12 protein-coding genes are annotated in these 16,592 nt (G+C 67.0%); 9 read left to right on the forward strand and 3 right to left on the reverse strand.

Annotated features, from left to right (window positions below; all coding sequences use genetic code 11):
- Positions 1-13 precede the first annotated feature (13 nt).
- The 5 genes from guaA (at position 14) to ACSE4D_RS13145 (ending at position 4,639) form a co-directional block, all read left to right on the forward strand.
- A complete protein-coding gene (guaA, locus tag ACSE4D_RS13125) occupies positions 14-1,597 on the forward strand; it encodes a glutamine-hydrolyzing GMP synthase (protein ID WP_135540257.1) in 1,584 nt (527 codons plus the stop codon).
- A gap of 218 nt (positions 1,598-1,815) precedes the next feature.
- Positions 1,816-2,535: a biotin transporter BioY gene (locus ACSE4D_RS13130; protein WP_135540256.1), complete on the forward strand. Its 720-nt coding sequence runs from the start codon at positions 1,816-1,818 to the stop codon at positions 2,533-2,535.
- Positions 2,532-3,260 carry an energy-coupling factor ABC transporter ATP-binding protein gene (locus tag ACSE4D_RS13135; RefSeq protein WP_135540254.1) on the forward strand — a complete coding sequence of 243 codons (729 nt, stop codon included), beginning with the start codon at positions 2,532-2,534 and terminating at the stop codon, positions 3,258-3,260. The genes ACSE4D_RS13130 and ACSE4D_RS13135 overlap by 4 nt, the downstream gene beginning before the upstream one ends.
- A complete protein-coding gene (locus ACSE4D_RS13140; protein ID WP_240689863.1) occupies positions 3,257-3,961 on the forward strand; it encodes an energy-coupling factor transporter transmembrane component T family protein in 705 nt (234 codons plus the stop codon). Before ACSE4D_RS13135 ends, ACSE4D_RS13140 begins: the two co-directional genes overlap by 4 nt.
- 99 nt (positions 3,962-4,060) lie before the next feature.
- Positions 4,061-4,639: a cysteine hydrolase family protein gene (locus ACSE4D_RS13145; protein ID WP_240689861.1), complete on the forward strand. Its 579-nt coding sequence runs from the start codon at positions 4,061-4,063 to the stop codon at positions 4,637-4,639.
- Between the two features lie 47 nt (positions 4,640-4,686).
- Here ACSE4D_RS13145 and ACSE4D_RS13150 read toward each other — a convergent pair whose 3' ends face one another.
- A complete protein-coding gene (locus tag ACSE4D_RS13150; protein ID WP_436326076.1) occupies positions 4,687-5,868 on the reverse strand; it encodes a glycosyltransferase family 4 protein in 1,182 nt (393 codons plus the stop codon).
- Positions 5,869-6,099: 231 nt separating this feature from the next.
- Here ACSE4D_RS13150 and ACSE4D_RS13155 point away from each other — a divergent pair, with 231 nt between their 5' ends.
- From ACSE4D_RS13155 to ACSE4D_RS13165, 3 genes are all read left to right on the forward strand, one after another.
- Complete coding sequence (locus ACSE4D_RS13155; protein ID WP_425120234.1) at positions 6,100-6,720, forward strand: LemA family protein; 621 nt, start codon at positions 6,100-6,102, stop codon at positions 6,718-6,720.
- Positions 6,717-7,571 (forward strand): tRNA pseudouridine(38-40) synthase TruA, encoded by an 855-nt coding sequence (gene truA / locus ACSE4D_RS13160; protein ID WP_425120233.1) that lies wholly within the window; start codon positions 6,717-6,719, stop codon positions 7,569-7,571. Before ACSE4D_RS13155 ends, truA begins: the two co-directional genes overlap by 4 nt.
- Before the next feature lie 278 nt (positions 7,572-7,849).
- Positions 7,850-10,444 carry a bifunctional metallophosphatase/5'-nucleotidase gene (locus tag ACSE4D_RS13165; RefSeq protein WP_436326077.1) on the forward strand — a complete coding sequence of 865 codons (2,595 nt, stop codon included), beginning with the start codon at positions 7,850-7,852 and terminating at the stop codon, positions 10,442-10,444.
- Between the two features lie 403 nt (positions 10,445-10,847).
- Here the strand turns inward: ACSE4D_RS13165 and ACSE4D_RS13170 are convergent, their stop codons facing one another.
- Positions 10,848-13,220: a hypothetical protein gene (locus ACSE4D_RS13170; protein WP_436326078.1), complete on the reverse strand. Its 2,373-nt coding sequence runs from the start codon at positions 13,218-13,220 to the stop codon at positions 10,848-10,850.
- Positions 13,217-15,850, reverse strand: a complete 2,634-nt coding sequence (locus ACSE4D_RS13175) for a hypothetical protein (protein WP_436326079.1) — start codon at positions 15,848-15,850, stop codon at positions 13,217-13,219. The genes ACSE4D_RS13170 and ACSE4D_RS13175 overlap by 4 nt, the downstream gene beginning before the upstream one ends.
- Positions 15,851-16,118: 268 nt before the next feature.
- On the opposite strand from ACSE4D_RS13175, the gene rplM reads away from it, so the two are divergent.
- Positions 16,119-16,562 carry a 50S ribosomal protein L13 gene (gene rplM / locus ACSE4D_RS13180; RefSeq protein WP_135540244.1) on the forward strand — a complete coding sequence of 148 codons (444 nt, stop codon included), beginning with the start codon at positions 16,119-16,121 and terminating at the stop codon, positions 16,560-16,562.
- Positions 16,563-16,592 lie beyond the last annotated feature (30 nt).

Consider the following 16,592-nt stretch of genomic DNA (forward strand, 5'->3'; position numbering starts at 1 on the left):
TTAGAATTGGAGCATGACGCAAACCCAGAGCACGCAGGTGCCCCCTGTCCTCGTCGTCGATTTCGGTGCCCAGTATGCCCAGCTCATCGCGCGCCGCATCCGCGAAGCGGGCCTGTACTCAGAGATCATCGCCCATGACGCTCCGGCGTCCGAGTTCGCCGCGAAGAACCCTTTGGCCATCGTGCTCTCCGGGGGACCGTCGAGCGTCAACGACGAAGGTGCCCCGAGCTTCGACACCTCGGTGTTCGACCTCGGCATCCCGACCATGGGCATCTGCTACGGGTTCCAGCTCATGTCGACCAGCCTCGGCGGTCGCGTGGCGAAGACCGATAAGCGCGAATACGGCTCGACCCCACTGTCGGTGACCGACACGGGGTCGCTGCTGGCCGAGACTCCGGGCTCCTACAAGGTCTGGATGTCCCATGGGGACTCCGTCGCCGAGGCGCCTGCCGGCTTCGACGTGCTCGCGTCCACCCCGGACACCCCCGTGGCCGCCTTCGAGTGCCCGGAGAAGCGGTTCGCCGGTGTGCAGTGGCACCCCGAGGTCCTCCATTCGGAGAACGGGCAGAAGATCCTCGAGAACTTCCTCTTCAACGTCGCCGGTCTCGAAGCCGACTGGACGAACGCCTCGGTCATCGACGAACAGGTCGAACTCATCCGCGCCCGCGTCGGCGACAAGAAGGTCATCTGCGGTCTGTCCGGAGGCGTCGACTCCTCCGTGGCCGCCGCCCTCGTCCACAAGGCCATCGGCGACCAGCTCACCTGCGTCTTCGTCGACCACGGTCTGCTGCGTGAGGACGAGAGGAAACAGGTCGAGCAGGACTACGTCGACTCGATCGGCGTCCGCCTGGTCACCGTCGATGCGCGTGAGCAGTTCCTCTCCCAGCTCGCCGGAGTCACCGACCCGGAGGAGAAGCGCAAGATCATCGGCCGCGAGTTCATCCGCACGTTCGAGAACGCCGCCGCGGACCTCGTGCTCGAAGCCCAGGAGGGTGAGGGTGAGGACATCGCCTTCCTCGTCCAGGGCACCCTCTACCCCGACGTCGTCGAGTCCGGCGGCGGATCGGGGACCGCGAACATCAAGAGCCACCACAATGTCGGCGGCCTGCCCGACGACATCCAGTTCCAGCTCATCGAACCCCTGCGTGCCCTGTTCAAGGACGAGGTGCGCGCCATCGGCCGCGAACTCGGCGTGCCCGAGGTCATCGTCTCTCGCCAGCCCTTCCCCGGACCGGGCCTGGGCATCCGCATCATCGGCGAAGTCACCGAGGAGCGTCTGGCCATCCTCCGCAGGGCCGATGCCATCGCCCGCGCCGAGCTGACGAAGGCGGGCCTTGACGGGGAGATCTGGCAGTGCCCGGTCGTCCTCCTGGCCGATGTCCGCTCCGTCGGCGTCCAGGGAGACGGCCGCACTTACGGCCACCCCGTCGTGCTGCGCCCGGTCTCGAGCGAGGACGCGATGACCGCGGACTGGACGCGCATCCCCTACGATGTGCTCTCCGTGATCTCCAACCGCATCACCAACGAGGTCGACGACATCAACCGCGTCGTCCTCGACGTCACCTCGAAGCCCCCGGGCACCATCGAATGGGAATGATCGTCGGCCCACCGATCGTGTGATCGTCGCAGGGAAGCCTGGGACCTGAACAGGGGATCACGCGAACGGTGGAGGCATCGCCGAGGCAACCTTGAGGACCCCCGGATTCCGCCCCTGAACACTGTTCAGTTACAGTGGTGGGGAACCTGGGGTCGCCTCGGGTATTTCCGGATGCAGACCCGCTGCGCTCCGGGTGGAACACGAACAACGGAGTACTCATGTCTCAGGCCCACAGCACCGCCTCGGCGGGCATCACCCGTCCTCGTTCGGCCGGTCGTGCCGGCAACATCGCGCTCATCGCCGTCTTCGCCGCTATGCTCGCGGCCTTTGCGATGATGCCCCCGGTCCCGGTCGGGCCCGCCGGTGTGCCGATCACGCTGCAGACCTTCGCCATCGCCCTGTGCGGAATGGTGCTCGGACCCTGGCGGGGAGCGGCCGCGACCCTGCTCTATGTGGTCCTCGGCCTGCTCGGGCTGCCGATCTTCTCCGGCATGAACGGCGGCATCGGTGTGCTCGCCGGACCGAGCGCCGGCTACATCCTCTCCTTCACTCTCTACGCCCTGGCCGCCGGGCTCGTCGCCCGCTGGGCCGTGCGTCGCTTCCGGGGGATGAGGCTCGGCATCGCCCTGTTCCTCGGCGGATTCGCCGCCAGCCTCCTGCTCAACCACCCGCTGGGCATCCTCGGCATGTCGATCAACGCGGATCTGCCGCTTCGCGTCGCCGCCGTCGCCGACCTCGCCTACTGGCCCGGTGACATCATCAAGAACATCCTCGCCGCCTCGGTGGCCGTCCTCATCCATCGGGCATTCCCCGATGTGCTGCGCCGTCGCGGCGTGAGCATGGATTCGCTCGTCGGTGCGGGCGTCGACTCAGCCGCGGGTGCGCACCTCAACGGTGCGGCCGCCTCGGCGGCGGAGCGGGAACCGGGCGTCAAGTGACCCGGGAGATCAGCTTCAGCGATGTCGGCGTCGGGGTCCTCGACGAGGGCCCCGACGGCGACGTCGTGCGACCGATCCTCCAGAACGTCAGCTTCACCCTCACCGAGGATGTCGTGGCCGTGATCGGAGCGAACGGTTCGGGGAAGTCGACTCTGCTGCAGCTGGTCAATGGTCTGGTCACCGCGAATGCGGGGCAGGTCCTCATCGACGGAATCGACCCGTATCGGCATCCGGCGAAGGTGCGATCGCGGGTGGGGTTCGTCTTCACCGACCCGGCCGCGCAGCTCGTCATGCCGACCCCGATCGAAGACATCGAACTCTCCCTGCGCAAGTCCGTGCCGAAGGGCAGGCGGCGGGACGCGGCCCTGGCCGTGCTCGGCGAACTCGGCATCGCCGACCTCGCCGAGCGCAGCGTCTATGAACTCTCCGGCGGACAGCGGCAACTCGTGGCCTTGGCCGCGGTGCTCGCCGTCGACCCGCAGATCCTCGTGCTCGACGAACCCACGACCCTGCTCGACCTGCGCAACAGGGAGAAGCTGCGCGTGCATCTGCAGGACCTCGTCGCCCGTCGCGGGGTGCGCATCATCCTCACCACCCACGACCTCGAGTTCGCGCAGATCGCCCAACGTGCCCTCGTCGTCGAGGACGGCCGCATCGCCGCCGATGCCGCCCCCGCCGAGGCGGTCGCCGCCTACCGTCAGATGATCATGAGCGATACGCCATGAATGAGGTCCCCCAGGCGGGTGCGCACGCCGACGACGCCCGCACCGGTGCCGACGGTGCCTGTACGACCTGGCGGAAGAATGCCGGCATCAGACCACGTCCGCAGCTCTTCGGCAGAGTTGCGGCGACCCGAGGGTGGCTGCATGCGGTGCCGACCGGGGTGAAGCTCTCACTCATTGCGGTCATCGGCATCGTGGCGCTGATCTTCCGTGATCCGATCATCAACTGGTCGATGTTCGCAGTCCTCGTCTTCGTCGGGTTCACCGCTCGTCTGCGGCTGACGTACTTCCTGCGCACCTGGCTCTATGTCGCCGTGCTCGTGACGATCGTCATGGGGCTGCAGTATCTCTTCGGGTCGCTGCAGTCGGGTCTGGCCGTCGGCGGCACGGTGTTCTCCTGTGTGCAGGCCGCCCTGCTGCTGACGCTGACGACTTCGGTCGCGCAGCTGCTCGACACCTTCGCCGTCATCGTCGCTCCGCTGCGGTTCTTCGGTGCGAACACCGAGGCGATCGCTCTGACCGCGAGTCTCATGGTGCGGGCGATCTCGCACATCTCCGGGCTGCTCGGAGAGGCCGAACGGGCAGCCCGCGCCAGGGGATTGGACTCGAGCATCAAGGCGCGAGTGGTGCCGGCGATCCTGCGGTCGGTCAAATACGCGCAGGACACCGGGAGGGCCCTCGACGCCCGCGGCATCGTCGACTGAGACCACTCGGACTGTCCGCGCTCGAACTCAGCGGACCATCGGGGGTGTGGAGTAGCCTCGGCGGAGGGAAGCCTACGATCCCCTCGAACCGAAGGAGACATGATGACCGGCACCGATGACACCGTCCTCGTGGCGATGGATTTTCAGAACGGCATCGCCGGAGACGACGCCTTCGCCTCCACCGGTGTCCTCGAACGCGCTCGTGATGCCGTAGCGGCGGCCCGTGAGCACGGCATCCCCGTCGTGTGGGTGCGGGTGGCTTTGCGGGACGGGCACCCGGAGCTGGCGGCGACGTCCTCGTTCGCACAGATCGCCGCTCACGGCGACGTCGTCGAAACGCATGCTTCGACGAGCATCCACGAAACCCTCGGCCGTCACCAGGGCGAGCCGATCGTGACGAAGCGCCGCATCAGCGCCTTCACCGGCAGCGACCTCGAGGTGCTGCTGCGCGGGTACGGGGCCAGGTCGCTCGTGCTGGCCGGAGTGGCGACCAGCGGGGTCGTGCTCTCGACGGTGCGTCAGGCCGCCGACCTCGACTTCGAACTCACCGTGCTCTCCGATGCCTGTGCCGACCGTGACCCGGAAGTCCACCGGGTGCTCACCGAGAAGGTGTTCCCGAAACAGGCGCGCGTGCTCACCGTCGACGATTGGACCGCGAGCCTCGCGGATCAACGGTAGTCGCGGCGGCAGATGTCGCGCGTCGGGTGCTCAGCAGCACAGCTCTCCTAGTTGGGGAGAGGATTCGCGAGGCCGGTGCCGACCATCGAACTGAACCCGCGGCCGAGCACCTGCGGAGCCGGATTCTCGATCGCCCGCGAGTAGTGGCCCACGAGCTGCGAGCACACACTCTTCCAACTGCGTGAGAGCACCTGCTCACGCCCGGCCGCCCCGAAGGCCCGACGTTTCGCCTCGTCGCCGAGCAGGTCGACGACATGCCCGCGCATGGCACCAAGATCCTTCGGCGTGTAGAGCCAGCCGGTGCGCGACGAGTCGACGAGGTCGAGCGGGCCGCCTCGGGCCGGGGCGATGACGGGAACCTCCGAGGCCATGGCCTCCTGGATCGTCTGGCAGAAGGTCTCGAGCTCACCCGGGGCGACCATGAGATCGAAGCTCGCGACCGCCTGTGCCAGGGCCTCCCCGCCGAGGAAGCCGGTGAAGTGAGCTCGCGGCAGTGACCGCTCCAGCCGGGTCCGCCACGGTCCATCACCGACGATGACGAGCTTGGCACCGGGCACATCGGTGAGCACGGCAAGATCTTCGACCTGTTTCTCCGCGGCCAACCGGCCGACGAACCCGATGATCTTCTCTCCGTTCGGGGCCACAGATCGTCGCCAGGCCTCTGATCGGTGACCGGGGTCGAAGCGGGAGGAATCGACCCCACGGGCCCACAGGGCCACCTCGGCGACACCGAGGTCTTCCAACTGGTCGATCGTGTAACTCGACGGCGCGAGCGTGAGGGAGGAATGCTGATGGATGTTGCGGACATGGTTCCACAGCATGGCTTCGATGCCGTGCATGCCGTAGCGCGCGGCGTAGGCGGGGACCTCGGTCTGGTAGATCGCAACGGTCGGGAGGTTGAGCGCCTGCGCGGCGAGGACTCCGCGCCAGCCGAGGACGAAGGGGCTGGCCAGGTGGACGACGTCGGGGGAGAAGCGCTGGAGCAGGCGGCGGATGCGGGTGACGCCGCCGGGCGCGACGCGGACGCGTCGGTACTTCGGCAAGGCGATCGAAGGGACCCGGACGATGCGGGCGCCGGCGACCTCCTTCGGGCCATCCCTGCGGGTGCCCGGGGCGATGACGAGGACCTCGTCGCCGCGGTCGGCCAGATGGTCGAGGACCCGCAGGAGTGAGTGGGTGACCCCATTCATGTTGGGGAGGAAGGACTCTGCAATGATCGCTACTCTCACGGCTTCCAGCTAAGGCCCGCTCGGTGACGAATACGTGACCCGAAAGCGACAAGGCGGCGACATCTGGTCGAAATCGTGCGCATCCGCACTCGGCCGGAGGCGCTGCGGGGTCCAGGCGGTGGCCTGTTCGCGACGAATCTGAACCGCGCGTAAACTGAGGCCTCGGACAGATGTGACGCGGTGTGCGCCGGCGTGCGGGCACAGGTTGAGGGACAGACGAGAGGAGCGGCCGTGATCTGGTTCATCGTCGGCGGCTGCCTCATCGCCGCTCTCGTCATCGCCTTCGTCGTCCTCACGGTTCTGCGTTTCAACCAGCTGTCGATGGCTCGGTCGGTCTGCGATGAAGCCAAACGGCAGCTCGGCGGTGAAATCCGCTCCCGCCACGCACTCGTGCCCGCGTATATCGGCACCCTCCAGCAGATCGCCGGACACGACCTGGCCACCCTCGAACTCGCGCTCGCCTCCGCGGAACGCGCCCCCTTCGACCACCGCGGTGCCGCCGCCGAGAACGCCCTCACCGAGGCGATCAACGAGGCCGCGCTCATCCCCACCGCGCTCACGGAGAGGTCGCTGACCTCGGACTTCGCCCGATCCCAGCAGGCGGTGGCGAACGAGGAGATCGATACGACGATCCAACTCCTGCATGATCAGCTGCAGGTGCTCACCGAACGGATCCTCACGGCTTCCCGCTTCTACAACACGAATGTCGAGCGCTATCACCAGCAGCGCCGGCGCCCGATCTCCCGCCTGTTCAACAACGTCTTCAAAGCCCGCGAACCCTTCACCGAGGCGGCCGTCGACGACGGCGGCTCCACCTCGGCGAACTCATCGTCGGTGGGCAGGCGATCGTGACGCGCTTCCGCATCGATCTGGGCTACCGCGGCACAGATTTCCACGGGTGGGCGAAGCAGCCGGGGCTGCGCACCGTCCAGGCCGCGGTCGAATCCGGGCTCGAACGCGTCACCGGCACCGAGGTCGCCACCGTCGTTGCCGGCCGCACCGACGCCGGTGTTCACGCCCGGCGGCAGGTCGTCCACATCGACCTGGGCGAGGACGCGATCGCCAAGCTCGTCGGTCGGTCGAACCGCTCCGCCGCGGCGGCTCTGCTCTCCCGATTGCGTGGAGTCCTCGCCGCGGGTGAGTTCTTCGATATCGTGATCCACGCCGTGGCCGAGGTACCCGAGGCCTTCGACGCCCGATTCTCCGCGCTGTGGCGCTCCTACCAGTACCGACTCGCCGATCACAGGTCCTTCATCGACCCGCTGCTGACCATGGTGACGCCTCGGCACAAGGGCGAACTCGACGCCGAAGCCATGGCCGAGGCCGCGCGTGAGGTCCACGGCCTCCACGACTTCCTGCCCTTCTGCAAACCGCGCGAGGGCGCGACGACGATCCGCACCCTCCATGAACTCAGGGTGGTCCGCGATCAGGATGCGGTGATCACCATCGACCTGTGCGCCGATGCCTTCTGTCACCACATGGTCCGGGCGCTCGTCGGCGGGCTGATCAAGGTCGGTTCCGGCAGCTGGGACGTGACCCGTCCCGCGGAACTCATCGCCGAGGCGGACGCGGGGCTGACCCCGGATGTGCCGATGTTCGTCACGCCCGCCGAAGGACTCGTCCTCACCGAAGTCGGGTACCCCGCCCCGGAGGACTACGCGGCCCGCGCCGCGCAGACCATGGCCCGCCGCGACCGAGAATAGGCCCGCCGGGGCCGGGAATAGGCCCGCACTGCGACCGGGAGCCGGCATCGCGGACCGGATTCGCTGACCGGGAATGGGTCGACTTTTATACCGCAAACCGCGTCGAATCTCATGACACGTGTCGTGATTATGAGAGAAACCCTCTTCCCAGTTGTGAGAATCCTGTGTAGATTTGCCTCAAGGTAACCTCACGTTCGCATCGGCACTGCAGGATGGGCATGTCTCCCACCGCGGCACCGTTGATGTGCGCCCGATGAAACTCATAAGGAACTGAATACATGTCCACACTTGTGTCAAAGGTCTTGGCTGCAGGCGCGGCGGTGTCGATGCTGACGCTGCCCGGCCTGTCTCCGGCCGCCGCCGCACCCGGCCTCGGCGAGGGGCAGCCCTCCTCGGCCGCGTCTTCCCCGGCCGACGAGTCCCAGCAGAACCCGACCGGTCCCGCCGCAGACGGTGGGAAAGCCGCGAACGATGAGGCGAGATCCGCCGCCGAGCCGACGTCGACCGACGATACCGCCTCGGCGCAGGAGGCAGAGGCCGGCACCCAGGTGCAGCTGCTCAACATCACCGATTTCCACGGACGCATCTCCGACGCCGGAACCCAGGTCGCGTCGGTCGTCGAGGAGCAGCGCGCTGCGTTCGACTCCAAGGGCGGCACCGGCATGCTCTCGGCCGGTGACAACATCGGTGCCTCCCCGTACAACTCGTCTTCGGCCAAGGACAAGCCCACGCTCGATGTCCTCAACGCGATCGGCGTGCAGGCATCGGCGGTGGGCAATCACGAGTTCGACCGCGGAGTCGAAGACCTCACCGGACGCGTCGTCGAGGGAGCGGACTTCCCCTACCTCGGCGCGAACGTCTACGCCAAGGGCACCGAGGACGTCGTCGACGGACTCGACGAATACTCGATCGTCGACGTCGACGGGGTCAAGGTGGCCGTCATCGGCGTCGTCACGCAGGAGACAGCAACGCTCGTCTCGCCCGGGGGCATCGAAGCCATCGAATTCGGCGATCCCACGGACGCAGTCAATCGGGTCGCCGACGACATCGAAGACCTGCCGGCCGATGAACAGCCGGATATGACGGTCGTCGAGGCCCACCTCGGCGCGTCGTCGACGGAGAGCCTCGAGGATGCGAAGGCCTCGAACGCGGAGTTCAAGAAGCTCGTGACCGAGGCTGATGCGTCGATCGACGTGCTGTTCACCGGCCACACTCATCTGCCCTACAGCTTCGAAGCTCCGGTTCCCGGCGACGCCGACCGGACCCGCCCGGTCCTCGAGGCCGGCAACTACGGCACTCACGTCGGGCAGGTCCAGCTCACCTCCGACGGCGAGGGCGACTGGTCGACGGATGCGGTCAACCTCATCGAGACCGAGGACCAGAGCTATGACTCCCCGGTCGTGGACGAGGTTGAGAAGATTGTCGCCGAGGCGGACGAAGCGGCCAAGGTTCCGGGATCTGTCGTCCACGGCAAGATCACCGAAGACATCACTCGTGCCTTCTCCGACGGCAACGAGAACCGCGGCGGCGAGTCGACGCTGGGCAACCTCGTTGCCGATGCGCTCAAGGACGGTGTGGAGGATTCGCAGCTGGACGAGGCGGATTTCGGAATCACGAATCCGGGCGGTCTGCGCACCGATCTGCTCTGCGATCACATCTACAACACCGAAGAGAAGTGCGAAGTCACGGCCGCCGAACTCAACGAAGTGCTGCCGTTCGCCAACGACCACGGCGTCGTGACGATGAAGGGTGCCGATGTCATCGGGCTCTTCGAAGAGCAGTGGCAGCCCGAGGGTGCGCGCAACTCCTTCCTCCACCTGGGCATCTCCGATGAGCTCGACGTCGTTTACGACTCCGAAGCCGACCGCGGTCAGCATGTGAAGTCGGTCAAGGTCAACGGCGAGGCGATCGATGAGGAGAAGGACTACCGGGTTGCGACGCTGAGCTTCCTCGCCGCCGGTGGTGACAATTTCACCTCCTTCGCCGAGGGCACGTTCGAGCAGTCGGGCCTCACCGACTTCGACACCTGGGTGAACTACTTCGAGAAGAACACGCCGGTCTCACCCGACAAGAACGAACGCCAGGCCGATGCGGCCGATGACGTCATCGACAGCGGTGATCTCACCGCTGAGCTGACCGGTCCGAAGACCATCGCGCCCGGAGCCAGCGCCGACTTCGTCCTGAAGACTGACGCGAAGTCCGAGGTCGCCGGTCCGATCGACGTCACCGTCGACCTGCCGAAGGGATACACCGCCGAGGTGGCCCCGAAGTTCTCGGCTGAGTCGGCATCCGCGAAGGACTCCGAGGCCAAGGCGCCCGAAGTGAAGGCCGACGCGAATGCCGCGAAGACGATCACGCTCAAGTCGATCCCGGCGGGGGAGTCGCAGACTCCGGTGACCGTAACCGCTCCGCAGGATGCTTCGGGGGATGTGACAGTCAAGCTCAGCCTGCAGGCGAACGCTGAGGGCCCGTGGTGGGATGACAACCCGCTGCCGCTGGCACATGAGTACGAGGCCACCGCTGCGGTGTCCGATGATGCGAATGCCTCGGCCGGTGACGACGGTTCGGCCGACGGCGGTGCTGACGGAGGCGCGGCCGACGGTGGCGCAGCTGACGGCGGCGGTGCTGACGGCGGCGACAGCGCGGCCGGCGGCTCGGACGGTTCGTCCTCTGCCGACGGTGCCGATGCGAACGCCTCATCCGACGGCGGTTCGTCTGACGGATCCGGTTCGGATGCGAACGGTTCGAAGGACGGCGGCGATCTTCCGCGCACCGGTTTCGAGACCTTCAACATCGTCGCTGCGGCTCTCGCGCTCATCGTCGCCGGTGGCACCGCGGTCACAGTGGTTCGCCGCCGCAAGATCACCAGCTGACCCGAAGCCCACGCTGAAGCAGATGCCGGGCTGAGCCGAGGCCCACGCCGAAGCGAGGTCCACGCTGAAGCATGCACGCGGCCGCGGGGCCGGAGAGAACTTCTCTCCGGCCCCGCAGTCTTTAGTTCGCAGGGTTCTGGCGGCCGTCGGGCCTCCAGCCTGCAAGACTCCGGCCTGTCGTTCGCCCTCAAGCATGCAAGGCTCCGCCCAACGGCCGGTCTTCCATCCTGCAGTCGGTGTTTCCGCGCTAATCGCCACCGTTCAGCGAGCATCCCTCACCGTTAGCTTCAATACTGCCTGGTAGCGGCACGGTGCACCGTTGCTTCGGGGTGTTTTGTCGCTTCGGCGTCGTATTGCTGCGAGCTGTAGGAGTTGCCGCTGACGGTGAGTGATGCGACCGGCTTCAGCTGCGAGAACCCGACTCGGGCTCGGACGCGTCGGGCTCGGCCGCGGCGCCGGCCGCAGCGTCTGTGTCGGGCTCGGTCGCGGCGTCGGCGTCCGCAGCGTCAGCGTCGGCATCGACGACTGCGGTACCCGACTCCACGGTGTTCTCCACGGTGCCCGTGCCGGCCGGCGTCGGCGGCAGACTCGCTCGGAACGTCTCGAGGTGGGTGAGGACCGGGACGAGGAAGAGGATGCCGACGGCCGGAACCACGATGCCCGAGTCGTTGATGAGGGTGCCGACTCCCAGCAGGATCGCCAGGCTGATCATCGCCGCACGCAGCAGCGGGACCCGCAGGTAAGTGTTTTGGAGTCCGCGCAGGCCGAAGCGCAGAGGATCCAGCGCCATCCAGAACACGCCGATGATGATGAGCGGCAGCACCAGCGTCATCCACGACTGGGTGAGGATGTCGATGTTCATCCCGATCTTGCGGGCGAGCACGCTCAGCGCCTGACCGCTGATGATCGAGTCGAAGAACCGGCCGAAGTGAGTGCGCTGATCGGCCGGGCGCAGCCAATCGAGGAAGAGCACAGCGAGCATGACGACCCCGGCGATGCTCACGGTCAGCCCGAGTCGTTTGAGGGAGAACCGAATGCTCGCCGCCGCCAGCACGAGGTAGGCGACGCCGATGATGAGCGTCGGCACGGAACCGAACTTCGTGCCCAAGCCCGGGGCGGCGAGGATCACGCACGAGGCGAGTACGGGAAGCGTGACGATGAGGATGCGGTGCAGCGGCTTCGTCACCAGAGAGGCGAAACCGGCGACCGCCAACAGCAGCGCACAGCAGTAGAGGGCCAGCGCCGAATTCCCGATCCCGTAGAACCGAGAGGCGATGAGAAGCGGCTCACCCAACAGTGTCGACATCTGCAATTGCGAACCCGTGACGACGTCATAGGCGAGGACGCAGACGGTGACGACCGAGACGAAGAGGACCGGCCCGAACTTGTGGTTTCGCCATGGTCCGAGCAGCGCCAAACCGCCGAGCAGCAGCGCCCAACCGACCAGTGCCCCGAGCATCGCGATGTCCGGGTTCGTCGCCCGCTCCCAGGGGACCGCGTTGACCAGATACGTCGAGATCGGCATCGCCGCGAACACGACGCCGAGGCGGTACGCCGCGGAATGGACGAGTTCGCGATGGTTCTTCCGCAGGAACCAAGCGCAGGTCAGCAGCCCGACCATGAGGACCGCGACGACGGGGAAGAACCACGTCGAGAGATCATTCTGCGTCTTCACCGCCACCTGCCGGTCGAGCACGGCCTGAAAGCGCGCCTTCCAATCTGACCCGGTCGACCCGACCGTCATTGGCGCACCGGCTGCGTTGTCCATCTCCTCGGCACCGGAGAGCGATACGAGGGTGGGCGCAAGATCGGGCACCTGCACGAGCCCCGGCTGCCTGGTCGAAGACGAGGTGAGCAGTCCGGCCGACTGGCCGGGTCGCAGCATCATCGTCGCCTGCATCGACGAACCCTCGTGCGTGCCATCGGCGATCGAGGAGAACACAACGGGAACCGTCCCCTCGCCGAGGCGGTTCGGACGGTCCGCACTCATCCAACCGGTCGCCTCGAGGATGTCCCCAACCTGGGCATCGAGCTTCTTCAGCGAGTATCCGTCGGCGGCGGTGTTGCCGAGGTCGACGAGGGTGAGCTCGCCATCTCCGGCGGACTTCGCCACGTCCGCGCCGAGGTTGGACCCGACGGGCGACCAGTTCTCGACATGGCCGGTAGGGGAAGCGGCGGCGATCGCGGCCCCATCACCGAAGGAGCGGATGTCGGGCACCGCCTCGGCGAGGGCGCCGAGGGAGGCATCGTAGTTGTCACTGCGTGCGACCTGCGCGTACACGTCCCAATCAGCCACCCAGCCGTCGAGGGGCGCGGCCGGTTCGCGGCACTGATCGCGGGGTTCGTCGGCCGCCCGCCGCCCGGAACCGAGCCCGAGCCAGCCGTCGACCGGGCAACTCGTCGACCGCACACTGCGAGGCGTGATCGTTCCGATCTGCCCGCCCTTCATCATCACCCACAGGTGCGGGGTGGTGCGCGGGTCAAGGTCCTCGAAGCTGAAACCGGAGACGCTGATCGACACAGCACCCGGATCCGCCGAGGCAGCCTTGTCGTCTGATGACACCGATCGCTGCGTGCCCGCCCCTTCCGAATTCTGTGCAGCCATCGCAGCCTGGTCGGCCTGACCGACCTGCGGGGCTTGGCCGGCCCGATCGGCCGAGCCGGCCTGACTGGCCGAGTCGGCCTGCGCGACATCGGGGAGGGCGAGGAAGATGAGTGCGATTGCGAGAATGCCGAGGAGGACTCGGCCGGCGATCGAGGGCACGGTGAACCTCATCGGTGGGCCTCCTCGGTGCCGGTGTCATCACCGATTCGCGCCGGCGGCGGGCCGCCTGATGAGGTCCCGGAAGTCGTTGCCACGGTGTCCTCGGCGTGTTCGGCACTGAGCGCGAGCAGGTAGGGCAGGAGCACCATGGCTCCGGTCGAGGGCACGGCGACTCCGGAATCGGTGAGCACGAGTCCGACGCCGAGCCCGGTGGCGGCGGCGAGGAACCCGAAGTGAAGGTCGGAGTCGGCGAACACCTGCGGCAGTTTGCCCCGCCACTTGTTCACCAGCCGCGCAGTCCGACCATTGCGGCCGCCGCTGCCGCCGAGGCCACTGCTGTGTGCAGTGAACCGCGGGAAGTGGAGCAGGTAGCGGAGGAAGAACAGGACGGCGATGACCGCGAGCGGGGTGACGATGGCCAGGGCGGGATTGACCTGGATGATGTGGAGGTTCGCGCCGAGCTTCCGGCCGATGACCTGCAGGGCCTCGCCGGAGACGATCTGGCCGAAGAAGTTGCCGAAGTGCGACCGTGATCCCGCCGGGCGCAGCCAATCGAGGAAGGCGATGCCGATGAGCACGGCCAGGGATGCGACACCGATGAGTCCGAGGCGGACCAGGGACAGACGGATCTTCGTCAGCAGCGCCAACAGCACCATGAGCCCGGCGAGGATGGCGATCGTGCCGCCGAACTTCGCGCCCCAGGAGGGATTGCCGGAGACGAACACGGCGATCAGACCGATGACGATCGGGACGACGACGAGTAAGCGTCGGTGACCGCGGGCGCGCAGCCAGGACACGGTCAGGCCCAAGAAGATGAAGAGACTGACGATGAAGATCGCGGCACCCTGATTGCCCAGACCGTAATAGCGACCGCCGACGATCGGGTTGTAGCCGAGCAGCGAATTCGCCTGGAGATGCGAACCGGTCGCCAGGTCGATGGCGATGATGAGCAGATTCGCCCCGGTCAGTGCCCCGACCCGGCCCCGCCAGGTCCGACCCCACGGCGGGATGAGTGCCAGCACGAACAGTGCGGCGGCGGTGCCGAGGACCGACAGCAGCAGTCCGAGGTCCGGCTGGGCCATCCGCGACCACGGCAGCAGCCCGGCGAGGAATGCTCCCATGGGCAGTGCCGCGACACCGAGGGAGACCCAGCCGAGTCCGCGGTGGACGAGTGGTGCCAGGGTGGCGCCGCCTCGGCGAGCGAGGACCGACCGGCTCAGCAGCAGACCGCAGAGGAGGAACAGGGAGTAGAAGACGATGTCGAGGGTGAGTGAGAACGTCGCCAGGTGCTGGTGGATCGTCGTCGACTTCTGCGCCTCGGCGACGAGATCGTCGATGCGTTTCTGCGGGTCGTCGTCGCTGGGCGTCTGTGCAAAGCCGACGGCGGCGGGGGAGTCGACGCCGAGGATGTCGAGGATGCCCGGGGCCAGGTCCGTGATCTGCAGCAGCCCAGGGGTGCGGGTCGTCGACGAGGACAGAGACCCCGGCGCGAAGCCGGGCCCGGAGGCGATGAAGGCCCGCAGCTGCGGAAGTCCGGAACTGTCGCCGAGACCGGCGACGATGATCGTCGGATCGGCCGCGCCCTCTTTCGCATTCTCCCGGATCTCCTTGAGTCGCACCCCGAGGCGGCGATCCGCCTCGGCGACGCGGGTCTCCCGGTCGAAGTCGGGCGGCACGGTGTACGAGTAGTTCGGGATCGGGTCGAACAGCCAGGACCGGATGCCGATCGCGCCGAGATCGACGAGGTCGAGGCGGCAGTCGGTGGCGTTCGCGTTCTCCGCGAAGTCCGTCACCACTCCGTTCTCGTCGGCGGCGGCATAGGCGGCACCGGGGCCCTCGGCGGCGACGCAGGGTTCGAGGACGGCATCCTCATGGCCGGCGGGAGTGCCCTCGGGCGCACCCTTGCCCTGTTCGGCGACGATGCGGGCGAGCATCCCGTAGTCGACGGTGTAACCGGAGCCGATGTTCGGCTCCTTGACCGCGTCGAAGCCCTCGATCTGTGCCGTGGTCGCCCCGGCCACCGACTTCTGCCCATGAGTTTCGTCACTCTTCGCGGACTCCTCGTCCGGTTCGTCGCCCTCGCGGACGGGGTCGGCGGCCCCGTCGTCGGAGTCGACGGAATCGTGATCGAAGTTCGTGCTGGGGCCGATCATCGTCGGGCAGCGGGCCGAGTCCTCGTCGTCGACCTCCTCGGCGTCGGGGGCGGGCCCGGCCTGCGCTCGGGCACCGGCACCGAAGGACAGCCACCCGGAGGCGGGGCATGTGGCTGCGCCGATCGTGCGCACGTTGAGGTTGGCCGCCGCCCCCTTGGACAGCAGGCGGTAGAGGTTCGGGGTGCGCTCGCGGTCGATATCGTTGATGGTCAGGCCCGGTATGCCGAAGACGATCGTCTTCCCGTCCGGGGCCGTCGTCGCGTCATCGGCCGCGGTGGGGGAGGCGGTCGAGGCCTGCGCCGAGGCGGTCCCGCTCTCCGAGGATGTGGCCCCGCTGCGGGTGGTGCTCCCCGTCGCGGCCTGCGCCTGGTCGGAGCCGATTCCGAATCCGGCCGTGAGGAGCCCGACTGCCAGGAGCCCGACCAGCAGACCCAGCATGAGGATTCTCAATGCGGGAAGTCGGGAGAGCAGGCTGGAGTGAGTCGGCACAGATCAATACTATCGGCTCAGGTTTCGCGCGGGTCTGAGACCGCTCTGAGCGTTTGCTCCCCAGGCCTGCGGCCATGTATATTTGATTGTCGTTGTGTGTGCTTGTCGCACTCCCTTACATAGCCTCATGCGTTGCAGGCCCGTAGGTGAGGGGAATGCGTCGATAGGTTCACCCGATTGAAGACAACCAGCGCTTGGGACCCAGTTGGACTCACGACCCGATGAGGATTCGGCGCTGCACTGACAAGATACGAAAAGAAGGCTACTTTTGCGTACGTACACAGCTAAGTCCGGTGACATTGAGCACCAGTGGCACGTCATCGACGCCACTGACCAGGTGCTCGGTCGCCTTGCTTCGCAGGTTGCACGCCTCCTGCGCGGCAAGCACAAGACCACGTTCACCCCGAACACCGACACCGGTGACTTCGTCATCATCATCAACGCCGACAAGGTCGCGCTGACAGGTGCGAAGCTCGAGAAGAAGCGCGCTTATCGCCACTCCGGATACCCCGGTGGCCTCAAGAGCGTGAACTACGCCGAGCTCCTCGCCACTCATCCTGAGCGTGCAGTCGAAAAGGCTGTCGCCGGTATGGTCCCGAAGACTCGTCTCGGACGTGCCCAGATGCAGAAGCTGAAGGTCTATGCAGGTGCTGAGCACCCGCACGCCTCCCAGAATCCGCAGCCGTACGAACTCAGCCAGGTCGCGCAGTAAGCGCCTGAGCTCTAGACATCCCGAGGAGAA

This window comes from Brevibacterium sp. FAM 27836, assembly GCF_051351055.1.
Classification (GTDB): domain Bacteria; phylum Actinomycetota; class Actinomycetes; order Actinomycetales; family Brevibacteriaceae; genus Brevibacterium.